This window comes from Chromobacterium sp. CV08, from assembly GCF_051129845.1.
Classification (GTDB): Bacteria; Pseudomonadota; Gammaproteobacteria; order Burkholderiales; family Chromobacteriaceae; genus Chromobacterium.
Genome location: NZ_CP150453.1, coordinates 957,501 through 971,448, shown reverse-complemented (window position 1 = coordinate 971,448; position 13,948 = coordinate 957,501). Strand labels below are relative to the sequence as shown.

The following is a 13,948-nucleotide window of genomic DNA, read 5'->3' as shown; positions in this document are numbered from 1 at the left end:
GACATGGGAGAAACCGGCTCCAGCCGCTGGCAGCGCAAGAAGGACGCCCGCCCGGGCGAGATACTCGACGCCGCGCTGACGCTGTTCGTCGACAAGGGCTATCTCGCGACCAAGATGGAAGACATCGCCCGCGCCGCCGGCGTCACCAAGGGCACGCCGTATCTGTACTTCCAGAACAAGGAAGAGATATTCAAGGCGGTGGTCCGCGAAACCATCGTCGCCCGCGTCCACGCGATGAGCGCGCAGCTGGAACAGCTGCACGGCTTCAGCAGCAGCCAGCTCTTGATGCTGGCGCTGGAGGACTGGTGGATCCACATCGGCTCCACCCGCGCCGCCGGCCTGTGCAAGCTGATGGCGGCCGAGGCCACCAACTTCCCCGAACTGACGCGCTTCTACTACGACGAGGCGATACTGCCGGCGCGCCAGCTGCTCGGCCACATCATCCAGCGCGGCATGGACAGCGGCGAGTTCCGCCCGCTCCATCTCGATTACGCGATAGACACGCTGACCGCGCCGATGATGATGACGATGATACTCAGCCATTCGTTCGCGCTGGTCCCCGGCTGCTGCGACAGCATCTCCCAGGACCCGCTGCAATTCCTCAAGACCTCGCTGCAACTGATGCTGCAAGGCATGCACCAGACCGCCCCCCAGGACCCGCAATGATGAAACGCCCGCTCACAGCCGGCCTAGCGCTCGCCGCCACGCTTGGCCTGTCGGCCTGCCAGGACAAGGCCGCCGCTCCCGAAGACATCCGCCCGGTGCGCTACGTCGTCGCCGGCGCCGACGCCGACCAGGCCGGCGACAGCTACGCCGGCGAGATCCGCGCCCGCCACGAGACCCAGCTCGCCTTCCGCGTCGCCGGCAAGGTGGTGGCCAAACTCGTCAACAGCGGCGAGCACGTGAAGAAAGGCCAGGCGCTGGCGCGGCTGGACCCCAGCGACTACCAGCTGGACCTGGCCGCCAAGCAGGCGCAACTGGCCGCCGCCGACTCCGACCTCGCCCAGCAGCGACTGAATCTGAAACGCTACCGCGAGCTGCTGGCGAAGCAGTTCGTCAGCCAGGCCCAGGTGGACGCGCAGCAGAACGGCGTCAACGCCGCCCAGGCCAAGGTCGACCAGGCCCGCGCGGCGCTGTCGTCCAGCCGCAACCAGACCGGCTACGCGACGCTGACGGCCGACGCCGACGGCGTCGTCGGCCAGATGACGGCCGAGCCCGGCCTGGTCGTCGCCGCCGGCCAGCCGGTGGCCAGGCTGTCGCAGGACGGCGCGCGCGAGGTCGCCATCCAGGTGCCGGAAAACGCGCTGGACGCGGTGCGCAAGGCCGCCGCCTTCCGCGTGACGCTGTGGAAGGGCGGCGCGCCGCTGGAGGGCAAGTTGCGCGAGCTGGCCGCCGACGCCGATCCGGCCACCCGAACCTATCCGGCGCGCATCGCGCTGGCCGGCGACAGCCACGCGCTGCAACTGGGCATGACCGCCAGCGTGCAGCTGCCGGCTCGCGCGGCCGGCCGGCTGCGTCTGCCGCTGACCGCCGTGCTGGACCTGCAAGGCCGTCACTATGTATGGGCGATAGACGGCAAGACGCTGCGCGTCAGCCGCAGGCCCGTCGAGGTGGCGGCGATAGACGACGGCGGCGCCGCCATCGCCTCCGGCGTCGCCTCCGGCGACAAGATCGTCACCGCCGGCGTGCACCTGCTGCGCGAAGGCCAGCGCGTCAAGCTGCTGGACCGGTGAGGAAGGCGCGATGAAGAAATTGAATCTGTCCGAATGGGCGCTGCGCCACCAGCCGCTGGTGCGCTACCTGATGGTGATGCTGATGCTGGCCGGCGCCTGGGCCTACACCCAGCTGGGCCAGAAAGAAGACCCGGAATTCACGTTCAAGGCGATGCTGGTGCAGGCCAACTGGCCCGGCGCCAGCACCGTCGAAATGGAACGGCAGGTCACCGACAAGCTGGAGGAAAAGCTGCAGGAGATGGGCGAGATCGACTACGTGCAAAGCTATACCAAGCCGGGCGAGAGCCTGCTGGTGGTGTCGCTGCGCGAGGACGTCCCGCCGAAGAACGTGCCGCAGCTGTGGTACCAGGTGCGCAAGAAGCTGGGCGACATCGCCTACACGCTGCCGTCGGGAACGCAGGGGCCGTTCTTCAACGACGAGTTCGGCGACACCTTCGGCAATATCTACGCCTTCAGCGGCGACGGTTTCGGCTACGAGGAGCTGCGCCGCTACGTCGAGGCCGCCAAGCAGGAATTGCTGCGGGTGCCGGACGTGGCCAAGGTCCAGGTGCTGGGCAGGCAGGAGCAGCAGATACACGTCGACCTGTCCAGCGCCAAGCTGGCCAGCCTCGGCCTGGACAGCCGCGCGATCTGGCAGGCGCTGCAGCAGCAGAACGCGATGACGCCGGCCGGCACCTTCGAGACCGCCAGCGACCGCATCTGGGTGCGGCCCACCGGCAAGTACGACTCGGTGGCGGCCGTCGCCGCGACGCCGGTGGCCGTCGGCGGCAAGACCTTCCGCCTCGGCGACATCGCCACCGTCTCGCGCGGCTACATCGACCCGCCGGCCACCAGCGTGCGCTACAACGGCAAGCCGGTGCTGGCGCTGGCCATCAGCATGAAGAGCGGCGGCGACGTGCTGAAGCTGGGCGCCAATCTGGACGCCTCCATCGCCGCCATCAAGGGCAAGCTGCCGATAGGCGTCGAGATCCACGCGGTGTCGGACCAGCCCAAGGTGGTCCACGACGCGGTCGGGGAATTCATGCGCTCGCTGGTCGAGGCGGTGGTCATCGTGCTCGCCGTCAGCTTCTTCAGCCTGGGCCTGCGCACCGGCATCGTGGTGGCGCTGTCCATCCCGCTGGTGCTGGCGATGACCTTCCTGGCGATGTACTTCTTCAATATCGACCTGCAGCGCATCTCGCTGGGCTCGCTGATCATCGCGCTGGGCCTCTTGGTCGACGACGCCATCATCGCGGTGGAAATGATGGCGCTGAAGCTGGAACAGGGCTGGAACAAGTTCCAGGCCGCCACCTACGCCTATACCAGCACCGCCTTCCCTATGCTGACCGGCACGCTGATCACCGCCGCCACCTTCCTGCCGGTGGGCCTGGCCAAGTCCATGGCCGGCGAGTACGTGTTCAGCCTGTTCGCCGTCGTCGGCATCGCACTGGTGCTGTCATGGATCGTCGCCGTGGTGTTCACGCCTTATCTGGGCTACAAGCTGCTGCCGGCGCACGCGCACCAGGGCGAGCATCACGATGTCTACCAGCGACCGTTCTACCAGCGTTTCCGCCGGATGGTCGAATGGTGCCTGGACCGCCGCAAGACGGTGATCGCCGCCACGCTGGCCGTCTTCGTCCTGTCTCTGATCGCGTTCAAGCTCTTCGTCGCCCAGCAGTTCTTCCCCTCGTCCAACCGGCCGGAACTGATGGTGGACATGTGGCTGCCGCGCGGCGCCAGCTACCACGCGACACTGGAGCAGGTGGAGAAGATGGAGAAACTGGTCAAGGCCGATCCGGACGTCGTCAGCGTCACCAGCTATGTCGGCAGCGGCAGTCCGCGCTTCTATCTGCCGCTGGACCAGCAGCAGCAGCACGTCAACTACGCGCAGCTGATGGTGATGACCGGCGACGAGCACGTGCGCGAGAAGGTGAAGGCGCGGCTGGAGAAGCTGTTCGACAACGACTTCCCGCTGGTGCGCGGCCGCGTCACCCGGCTGGAGAACGGCCCGCCGGTCGGCTATCCGGTGCAGTTCCGCGTGATGGGGCCGGACCACGATCAGGTGCGCGCGATCGCCGACAAGGTGGAGGCGCTGATGCGCAAGCATCCGGCCGCGCTGCACGTCAACCAGAACTGGGGCGAGCAGGTGAAGGCGCTGCGGATAGACATAGACCAGGACAAGGCCGGCGCGCTGGGCCTGAGCTCCCAGCAATTGTCGCAGCAATTGCAGATGCTGATTTCCGGCTCCGCCGTCAGCGCCTACCGCGAGGACAACCAGAGCATAGCCATCGTCGCGCGGCTGAATCCGGCCGAGCAGAAGAACGTCGCCGGCCTCGGCAATCTGATGATACAGACAGGCAGCGGCCGCTTCGTGCCGGTGTCGCAGATCGGCCATATCCGCTACCAGCCGGAGGAAGGCATCATCTGGCGCCGCAACCGGCTGCCGACGATCACCGTCAACGCCGACGTCGCCGACGGCGTCCAGGGCGCCGACGTCTCCAGCCAGCTGGCGCCGCAGATGCAGGCGCTGGAGAAGACGCTGCCGCTGGGCTACCACATCGAGACCGGCGGCACGCTGGAGTCCAGCGGCAAGTCGCAGCGGGCGATCGCCGCGGTGGCGCCGTTGATGATTGTTGTAGTTCTGACACTCCTGATGCTGCAGCTGCACAGCTTCCAGCGCACGCTGATGGTGGTGCTGACCGCGCCGCTGGGCATGATAGGCGTGACCCTTACGCTGATTGCCTTCCAGGCCCCGTTCGGCTTCGTCGCGATGCTGGGGGTGATCGCGCTGTCCGGCATGATCATGCGCAATTCGGTGATTCTGGTGGACCAGATAGAACAGGACATCGGCGAGGGCATAGACCGCTTTGAAGCCATCATCGGTTCCACAGTCCGGCGCTTTAGGCCCATAATGCTGACGGCATTGGCCGCCATCCTGGCGATGATCCCGCTGACCCGCAGCACCTTCTGGGGACCGATGGCGGTGGCCATCATGGGGGGCCTGCTGGTGGCCACCGTATTGACCCTGTTGTTCCTGCCCGCGCTGTACGCCCAGTGGTTCGGCGTGTCGCGCGGCGAACAGCGGCGTCCGATTCAACAGCAAGAATAACGAGCAACAGATGAAGAACACTCGCCTCGCCCTGCCCGCCGCCATGCTGATGCTGGGCCTTTCCTCTCCCGGCCACGCCTTCGACCTCGTCGGCGCCTGGCAGGCTGCCCGCAACTACAACGCCGACTTCGCGGTCTCGCGCGCCCAGCGCGACGCCGGCCAGGAGAAGCTGGTGCAGGGCCGCAGCCAGCTTCTGCCGCAGATCAGCGCCACGGGCAGCTACAACTACAACAATCCGCTGCAGCCCAAGGTCCTGCTGGACGCCTCCGGCAACCCGGCCTCCGACATGCACTACGAAACCCACGGCTACAGCGTCAATGTGCAGCAGCCGCTGTTCGACGTCGGCAAATACACCGGCTACAAGAAGGGCAAGATAGGCACCGAGCTGGCCGACACCACCTACGACGCCGCCGAACAACAGTTGATCCTCGACATCTCGCAGGCCTATTTCGACGTGCTGCGCGCCCAGGACACGCTGGCCGCCACCCGCGCCAGCAAGAAGACCTATCTGAATCTGCTGCAGCAGGCCAAGACCGCCTTCGAAGTCGGCACCGCCACCATCACCGACACCAACGAGGCGCAGGCCGGCTACGACGGCGCCGTCGCGCAGGAGATCAGCGACGCCAATAATCTGGAGCTGGCGCAGCACAATCTGCAACGGCTGACCGGGCTAGACCCGGCCGGCATCCAGACGGTGCGCGAGCAACTGCCGCTGGAGTCGCCGAAACCGGCCGGCCTGGACGCCTGGATAGACATGGCTCAGCGGAACAGCCTGAAAATCAAGAGCGCCGAGCAGAATCTTCAACTGGCCGAGCAGACCATCACCGAAAAACGCGGCAATCACCTGCCCACCGTCAACCTGACGGCCGGCTACAACGACAGCGTCAGCAACCAGTCCACCACCACCTTGCCCGGCATGCAACACAGCCGCGGCAGCCAGATCGGCGTCACCGTCACCGTGCCGCTGTTCGCCGGCGGCGGCATCAGTTCCCAGGTTCGCGAGGCGGTCGCGCTGCGCGACGCCGCGCGCGAGCAGCTGGAGGCCTCCCGCCGCCAGGTCCGCGAAGACGTGCGCAAGGCGTTTCTCGGGGTCACCAACGGCGCCGCGCTGGTGCGCGCCCAGCAACAGCTGCTGGTCTCGGCGAAGAGCAAGGTGGAATCGACCCGGCTGGGCAAGGAAGTGGGCATACGGACCAGCATAGACCTGCTGCAGGCCGAGCAGGCCTATTACAGCGCGCTGACCACGCTGGCCAACGCCAAGTACAGCTATCTGACCGCGCGGCTGGCGCTGGCGCAATCGGCCGGCCAGCTGGAGCCGCAGGTGCTCAGCGACGTCAACCAGCTGATCGCCCGCTGACACCGCTGTACCCGCCGCGCCACACGTGTTTAATTTTTTACTGCACGTGTGGCTTTTTGCTAAACACGCTCATAGAATGATCCGCAGACGCGCCGGCTCCCGCCGGCGCCGTATCGACCATGCCGCGGCGGCGCCACGATCGCCCGGCCCCAGGAGAATTCCATGAGCCAGCAGCAACTGTTGCAACGCAAGGCCGACGCCACCCCACGCGGCGTCGGTGTCATGTGCGGCTTCTTCGCCGAACGCGCGAAGAACGCCGAGGTATGGGACACCGAGGGCCGGCGCTATATCGACTTCGCCGGCGGCATAGGCGTGCTCAATACCGGCCACCTGCACCCGAAGGTGGAAGCCGCGGTGGCCGAGCAGCTGTCCCGCTTCAGCCATACCTGCTATCAGGTGGTGCCGTACGAGTCCTACATCAGCCTGGCCGAAAAACTGAACCGGCTGACGCCCGGCAAGCACGCGAAGAAGACCGCCCTGTTCACCACCGGCGCCGAGGCGGTGGAAAACGCGGTCAAGATCGCCCGCGCCGCCACCGGCCGTCCCGGCGTCATCGCCTTCGGCGGCGCCTTCCACGGCCGCACGCTGATGGGCATGGCGCTGACCGGCAAGGTCGCGCCGTACAAGCTGGGCTTCGGCCCCTTCCCCAGCGACGTCTACCACGCGCCGTATCCGAACGCGCTGCACGGCGTGTCGGTGCAGGACTCGCTGGCCGGCCTGGAAAAGCTGTTCAAATTCGACATCGATCCGGCCCGCGTCGCCGCCATCATCTACGAACCGGTGCAAGGCGAAGGCGGCTTCTATGCCGCGCCGGCCGAATGGGTGAAGGCGCTGCGCGAACTGTGCGACCGCCACGGCATCCTCTTGATCGCCGACGAGGTGCAGTCAGGCTTCGCCCGCACCGGCAAGCTGCTGGCCAGCGAGCATTTCGATGCGGTCCCGGACCTGATCACCATGGCCAAGTCGCTGGCCGGCGGCTTCCCGCTGTCCGCCGTCACCGGCCGCGCCGAAGTGATGGATGCGCCGGCGCCGGGCGGTCTCGGCGGCACCTACGCCGGCAATCCGCTGGCGCTGGCCGCCGCCCACGCGGTGCTGGACGTCATCGACGGCGAAAAGCTGACCGAGCGCGCGGTGCGCCTCGGCGACGCGCTGAAGGAAAAGCTGAACGGGCTGAAATCGGCCGTGCCTCAGATCGCGGAAGTGCGCGGCCTGGGCGCGATGATCGCCGTCGAGTTCAACCAGGCCGGCAGCCGCAATCCGGATCCGGAGTTCGCGAAGAAAGTGCAGCAGCACGCGCTGGACAACGGCCTGATCCTGCTGACCTGCGGCGTCTACGCCAATGTGGTGCGCTTCCTGTTCCCGCTGACCATAGAGGACGACGTCTTCGCCGAGGCGCTGGGCAAGCTGGAAGCGGCGCTGAAGGCCTGATCGACTGATCTCCCCTACGCGAGCGGTCCCGCCTGACGGCGCGTCCGCTCGTTTGCTCAAGGAATACCCCGCATGCTGAATCTGCAAGACTCCAAGCTGCTGCGCCAGCAGTGCTATCTTGACGGCCGATGGCTGGACGCCGACGGCGGCCAGACCATCGCCGTGCACAACCCGGCCACCGATGAAACCATAGGCAGGGTGCCGAAGATGGGCGCAGCCGAAGCCGAGCGCGCGGTGGCCGCCGCCGCCCGCGCCTTCCCGGCCTGGAAGGCCAAGAGCGCCAAGGAACGCGCCGCCATCCTGCGCCGCTGGTTCGACCTGATCATGGCCCACCAGCAGGACCTGGCGGTGATCCTGACCTCGGAACAGGGCAAGCCGCTGGCCGAGGCCAAGGGCGAGATCGCCTACGGCGCCAGCTATATCGAGTGGTACGCCGAAGAAGCCAAGCGCGTCTACGGCGACATCGTGCCCGGCCCGGCCGGCGACCGCCGCGTGCTGGTGAGCAAGGAGCCGATAGGCGTCACCGCCGCCATCACGCCGTGGAACTTCCCCAGCGCGATGATAACCCGCAAGGCCGCGCCGGCGCTGGCCGCCGGCTGCACCATGGTGGTCCGCCCGGCCAGCCAGACGCCGCTGTCGGCTCTGGCGCTGGCCGAGCTGGCCGAGCGCGCCGGCATCCCGCCGGGCGTGTTCTCGGTGATCACCGGCGGCTCCAGCGAAATCGGCGCCGTGCTGACCGGCAGCGACACCGTGAAGAAGTTCTCGTTCACCGGCTCCACCGAGGTCGGCCGCAAGCTGATCGCCCAATGCGCCGGCACCGTCAAGAAGGTATCGATGGAACTGGGCGGCAATGCGCCCTTCATCGTCTTCGACGACGCCGACCTCGACGCCGCGGTCGAGGGCGCGCTGATCTCCAAATACCGCAACGCCGGCCAGACCTGCGTCTGCGCCAACCGCATCTACGTGCAGGACGGCGTCTACGACGCCTTCGCCGAGAAGTTCGCCGCCGCCGTCGCCACGCTGAAGGTCGGCAACGGCCTGGAGGCCGGCATCACCCAAGGACCGCTGATAGACCAGAGCGCCGTGGCCAAGGTGGAAGAGCACATCGCCGACGCGCTGGCCAAGGGCGGCCGGCTGATCGCCGGCGGCAAGCGCCACGCGCTCGGCCACACCTTCTTCGAGCCGACGCTGATCGCCGACGTCAGCAGCGACATGAAGGTCGCGCGCGAGGAGACTTTCGGCCCGCTGGCGCCGTTGTTCCGCTTCAAGACCGAGGAAGAGGCGATCCGCCTGGCCAACGACACCGAGTTCGGCCTGGCCAGCTACTTCTACGCCCGCGACGTCGGCCGCATCTTCCGCGTCGCCGAAGGCCTGGAATACGGCATGGTGGCCGTCAACAGCGGCCTCTTGTCCAATGAGGCGGCGCCGTTCGGCGGCGTCAAGCAATCCGGCCTGGGCCGCGAGGGCTCGAAGTACGGCATCGAGGATTACCTGGAGATCAAATACGTGCTGCTGGGCGGACTGGATCGCTAAGCCTCGTCATCGATAGACAGGATTTCCCCGCCGTCCCCGCTGTCCAAGACAGCGGGGATTTTTTATCGCCGTTCACCGGGGACTGCGTATGAGATACAACCACATCGGGATACCGACGAGCGGGCGTTTCGACAACGAGATCGACCTGCCCCACCTGAAGATGACGGTCAGCGACCACCAGGACAACGCCTTCGGCATCCAGTGGCAGCGCTACTGGGAAGACGCGCCCTATCCCGAGCTGGTCAAGCGGGTGCCTCACATCGCGTTCGAGGTCGACGATCTGGAGCAGGCGCTGGCCGGACACAAGCTGCTGATCGCCCCGAACAGTCCCAGCCCGGGACTGACCGTCGCCTTCATCGAGGTCAACGGCGCGCCGGTCGAGCTGATGCAGTACCGCTGAAACGACAAAGCCCCGCCGGATACCCGGCGGGGCTTGTGTTTGGGGCGCGGCGCGGCCCACCAATGCACAAAGCCCAGCTCGTCTGAGCTGGGCTTCGTTATCGGGCGTCTGGCGGTGTCCTACTTTCACATGGCGAATGCCACACTATCATCGGCGCTAAGGCGTTTCACGGTCCTGTTCGGGATGGGAAGGCGTGGGACCACCTCGCTATGGCCACCAGACATAAACTGGTACAAACTCAAGAAGCCTGAATCAAAGCATCGCCCTGATTCTCGAATATTCGGTATCTGATTGTGTCGCACACACACTCCATCTCGCGCCTTGGCTGCTGAACGAATCACAGATTCGCACGCTATCCCAAGCCACTCAAATGATAGGATCAAGCCTCACGAGCAATTAGTATCGGTTAGCTTCACGCCTCACAGCGCTTCCACACCCGACCTATCAACGTCCTGGTCTCGAACGACTCTTCAGGGAGGTCAAGCCTCCAGGGAAGTCTCATCTTCAGGCAAGTTTCCCGCTTAGATGCTTTCAGCGGTTATCTCTTCCGAACTTAGCTACCCGGCGATGCCACTGGCGTGACAACCGGTACACCAGAGGTTCGTCCACTCCGGTCCTCTCGTACTAGGAGCAGCCCCCGTCAAACTTCCAACGCCCACTGCAGATAGGGACCAAACTGTCTCACGACGTTTTGAACCCAGCTCACGTACCACTTTAAATGGCGAACAGCCATACCCTTGGGACCGGCTACAGCCCCAGGATGTGATGAGCCGACATCGAGGTGCCAAACACCGCCGTCGATGTGAACTCTTGGGCGGTATCAGCCTGTTATCCCCGGAGTACCTTTTATCCGTTGAGCGATGGCCCTTCCATTCAGAACCACCGGATCACTATGTCCTGCTTTCGCACCTGCTCGACTTGTCGGTCTCGCAGTTAAGCTACCTTTTGCCATTGCACTATCAGCACGATTTCCGACCGTACCTAGGTAACCTTCGAACTCCTCCGTTACACTTTGGGAGGAGACCGCCCCAGTCAAACTGCCTACCATGCACTGTCCCCAATCCGGATCACGGACCAAGGTTAGAACCTCAAACACACCAGGGTGGTATTTCAAGGTCGGCTCCACTGAAACTAGCGTCTCAGCTTCAAAGCCTCCCACCTATCCTACACAAGTCTGTTCAAAGTCCAATGCAAAGCTACAGTAAAGGTTCACGGGGTCTTTCCGTCTAGCAGCGGGGAGATTGCATCTTCACAAACACTTCAACTTCGCTGAGTCTCAGGAGGAGACAGTGTGGCCATCGTTACGCCATTCGTGCGGGTCGGAACTTACCCGACAAGGAATTTCGCTACCTTAGGACCGTTATAGTTACGGCCGCCGTTTACCGGGGCTTCGATCAAGAGCTTGCACCCCATCACTTAACCTTCCGGCACCGGGCAGGCGTCACACCGTATACGTCCACTTTCGTGTTGGCACAGTGCTGTGTTTTTGTTAAACAGTCGCAGCCACCGATTCTCTGCGACCTGTCAAAGCTTCGTGAGTAAATCACTACACCTCAACAGGCATACCTTCTCCCGAAGTTACGGTATCAATTTGCCGAGTTCCTTCTCCTGAGTTCTCTCAAGCGCCTTAGAATTCTCATCCTGCCCACCTGTGTCGGTTTGCGGTACGGTTCTTATGTAGCTGAAGCTTAGTGGCTTTTCCTGGAAGCGTGGTATCAGTCACTTCAGGTCCGTAGACCCTCGTTATCACGTCTCGGCCTTAAGGAGAGGCGGATTTGCCTACCTCTCCAGCCTACCGGCTTGAACAGACACTTCCAACCGTCTGCTGACCTAACCTTCTCCGTCCCCACATCGCACTACATAAAAGTACGGGAATTTTAACCCGTTTCCCATCGACTACGCTTTTCAGCCTCGCCTTAGGGGCCGACTCACCCTACGCCGATGAACGTTGCGTAGGAAACCTTGGGCTTTCGGCGAGCGGGCTTTTCACCCGCTTTATCGCTACTCATGTCAGCATTCGCACTTCTGATATCTCCAGCATCCCTTACGAGACACCTTCACAGACCTACAGAACGCTCCCCTACCACGCACAGTAAACTGTGCATCCGCAGCTTCGGTTATCAGTTTGAGCCCCGTTACATCTTCCGCGCAGGACGACTCGACCAGTGAGCTATTACGCTTTCTTTAAATGATGGCTGCTTCTAAGCCAACATCCTGGCTGTCTAGGCCTTCCCACTTCGTTTACCACTTAACTGATCATTTGGGACCTTAGCTGGCGGTCTGGGTTGTTTCCCTCTTGACGATGGACGTTAGCACCCACCGTCTGTCTCCCATGCTCGCACTTTCCGGTATTCAGAGTTTGCCATGGTTTGGTAAATCGCAATGACCCCCTAGCCATAACAGTGCTTTACCCCCGGAAGTGATACATGAGGCACTACCTAAATAGTTTTCGGGGAGAACCAGCTATCTCCGAGTTTGTTTAGCCTTTCACCCCTATCCACAGCTCATCCCCTAGTTTTGCAACACTAGTGGGTTCGGACCTCCAGTGCGTGTTACCGCACCTTCATCCTGGCCATGGATAGATCACTCGGTTTCGGGTCTACGCCCAGCAACTCAATCGCCCTATTCGGACTCGGTTTCCCTACGCCTCCCCTATTCGGTTAAGCTCGCTACTGAACGTAAGTCGCTGACCCATTATACAAAAGGTACGCAGTCACGGAACAAGTCCGCTCCCACTGTTTGTATGCATCCGGTTTCAGGTTCTATTTCACTCCCCTCCCGGGGTTCTTTTCGCCTTTCCCTCACGGTACTGGTTCACTATCGGTCGATCACGAGTATTTAGCCTTGGAGGATGGTCCCCCCATCTTCAGACAGGATTTCGCGTGTCCCGCCCTACTTCTCGTATGCCTAGTTCTTGCGATGCGTTTTCGTGTACGGGGCTATCACCCACTACGGCTGGACTTTCCATTCCATTCCACTAACGCAACTCATAACACATACAGGCTGTTCCGCGTTCGCTCGCCACTACTTACGGAATCTCGGTTGATTTCTATTCCTCGAGTTACTTAGATGTTTCAGTTCACTCGGTTCGCCTCCACTGACCTATGGATTCAGTCAGGGATCTCCTTGCGGAGGGGTTTCCCCATTCGGACATCGCGGGATCAAAGCTCTATTGCCAGCTCCCCCGCGCTTTTCGCAGGCTTACACGTCCTTCATCGCCTGTGATCGCCAAGGCATCCACCAGATGCACTTAGTCGCTTGACCCTATCATTTCAGTAACCTAGATCACCAAAACGACAGAGAGTGTTTGTGCGACGACTGCACCGCCCCTTTTGATATGGCGACGCAGCCTTAGATACAATCAAATACCCAAGATGACGATTTGTCTGCGTAAAGAGTTAACTCTACGTTTTCATCTCGCCGTCTTATATATTCGGCTTCTTCAGTTTGTTAAAGATCGGGCGTATTGCTGAGCAGCTTTCGCTGCACGCTAACAACGCAAACAGAATCAAACTTCTCAATTCGATTTTGTTTGCGGCGTATGGTGGAGGATGACGGGATCGAACCGACGACCCCCTGCTTGCAAAGCAGGTGCTCTCCCAACTGAGCTAATCCCCCTCTTTTTGTCCCATGCTGCGTTGCTCCGTCGCTCGTGTACATCTGTACACGTCGCGCCCTCGCGCCTTGCCTGGCACAAAAATGGCTTTCTGTAGTGCTCATCAGAACACCCAGAGTGTAACTGGTGGGTCTGGTAGGACTCGAACCTACGACCCCTGCGTTATCAACACAGTGCTCTAACCAGCTGAGCTACAAACCCAGTTGACTTATGAAGTCGTGGCATCCACAACTTCATTTTGATCAAAACCAAGCGAATCAAGGCGGAAGGCGACGACGTGTACATCCAGTACACGAGGAGCTTTCCAACGCAGAGTCGCGCCGGTTTTCATCAAAATGCCCTTAACTTGAATAACCGATAGGCTGTAAGTACTTGGCAATCGCCATTCTCTAGAAAGGAGGTGATCCAGCCGCAGGTTCCCCTACGGCTACCTTGTTACGACTTCACCCCAGTCATGAATCCCACCGTGGTAAGCGGCCTCCTTACGGTTAGCCTACCCACTTCTGGTGAAACTCACTCCCATGGTGTGACGGGCGGTGTGTACAAGACCCGGGAACGTATTCACCGCAGCATGCTGATCTGCGATTACTAGCGATTCCGACTTCACGCACTCGAGTTGCAGAGTGCGATCCGGACTACGATCGGTTTTCTGAGATTAGCTCCACCTCGCGGCTTGGCAACCCTCTGTACCGACCATTGTATGACGTGTGAAGCCCTGCTCATAAGGGCCATGAGGACTTGACGTCATCCCCACCTTCCTCCGGTTTGTCACCGGCAGTCTCATTAGAGTGCC

Annotated in this window: 7 protein-coding genes, 2 tRNA genes and 3 rRNA genes (1 of these 12 running past the window's edge); 7 read left to right on the top strand and 5 right to left on the bottom strand. The window is 62.5% G+C overall.

All coding sequences use genetic code 11. From position 1 onward, the window contains the following. The first annotated feature begins 3 nt into the window (after nucleotides 1-3). The 7 genes from WNM05_RS04590 (at nucleotide 4) to WNM05_RS04560 (ending at nucleotide 9,539) form a co-directional block, all read left to right on the top strand. On the top strand, nucleotides 4-666 hold the full coding sequence (locus WNM05_RS04590; RefSeq protein ID WP_434632878.1) for a TetR/AcrR family transcriptional regulator: 663 nt from the start codon (nucleotides 4-6) through the stop codon (nucleotides 664-666). Beyond that, complete coding sequence (locus WNM05_RS04585) at nucleotides 666-1,733, top strand: efflux RND transporter periplasmic adaptor subunit (RefSeq protein WP_434632877.1); 1,068 nt, start codon at nucleotides 666-668, stop codon at nucleotides 1,731-1,733. The genes WNM05_RS04590 and WNM05_RS04585 overlap by 1 nt, the downstream gene beginning before the upstream one ends. 10 nt (nucleotides 1,734-1,743) lie before the next feature. Continuing rightward, complete coding sequence (locus tag WNM05_RS04580; protein ID WP_434632876.1) at nucleotides 1,744-4,821, top strand: efflux RND transporter permease subunit; 3,078 nt, start codon at nucleotides 1,744-1,746, stop codon at nucleotides 4,819-4,821. Nucleotides 4,822-4,831: 10 nt separating this feature from the next. After that, on the top strand, nucleotides 4,832-6,178 hold the full coding sequence (locus WNM05_RS04575; RefSeq protein WP_434632874.1) for a TolC family outer membrane protein: 1,347 nt from the start codon (nucleotides 4,832-4,834) through the stop codon (nucleotides 6,176-6,178). A 162-nt stretch (nucleotides 6,179-6,340) separates the two neighbouring features. After that, nucleotides 6,341-7,606: a 4-aminobutyrate--2-oxoglutarate transaminase gene (gabT, locus tag WNM05_RS04570; protein ID WP_434632872.1), complete on the top strand. Its 1,266-nt coding sequence runs from the start codon at nucleotides 6,341-6,343 to the stop codon at nucleotides 7,604-7,606. Nucleotides 7,607-7,678: 72 nt separating this feature from the next. Next, nucleotides 7,679-9,139, top strand: coding sequence for an NADP-dependent succinate-semialdehyde dehydrogenase (gene gabD, locus WNM05_RS04565; protein WP_434632871.1), 1,461 nt, complete (start codon nucleotides 7,679-7,681; stop codon nucleotides 9,137-9,139). A gap of 88 nt (nucleotides 9,140-9,227) precedes the next feature. Next, entirely contained in the window at nucleotides 9,228-9,539 is a 312-nt protein-coding gene (locus tag WNM05_RS04560) for a VOC family protein (protein ID WP_434632870.1), read from the top strand. Nucleotides 9,540-9,645: 106 nt separating this feature from the next. Here WNM05_RS04560 and rrf read toward each other — a convergent pair. From rrf to WNM05_RS04535, 5 genes are all read right to left on the bottom strand, one after another. Beyond that, nucleotides 9,646-9,760: ribosomal RNA gene (rrf, locus tag WNM05_RS04555) — 5S ribosomal RNA — on the bottom strand. 154 nt (nucleotides 9,761-9,914) lie between these two features. Next, nucleotides 9,915-12,803: ribosomal RNA gene (locus WNM05_RS04550) — 23S ribosomal RNA — on the bottom strand. 278 nt (nucleotides 12,804-13,081) lie between these two features. Further along, nucleotides 13,082-13,157: transfer RNA gene (locus WNM05_RS04545), tRNA-Ala, on the bottom strand. A 122-nt stretch (nucleotides 13,158-13,279) separates the two neighbouring features. Continuing rightward, nucleotides 13,280-13,356: transfer RNA gene (locus WNM05_RS04540), tRNA-Ile, on the bottom strand. A gap of 192 nt (nucleotides 13,357-13,548) precedes the next feature. Then, nucleotides 13,549-13,948: ribosomal RNA gene (locus tag WNM05_RS04535) — 16S ribosomal RNA — on the bottom strand; it runs 1,136 nt beyond the window's last position. Together the 16S, 23S and 5S rRNA genes with 2 tRNA genes alongside form the textbook arrangement of a ribosomal RNA operon.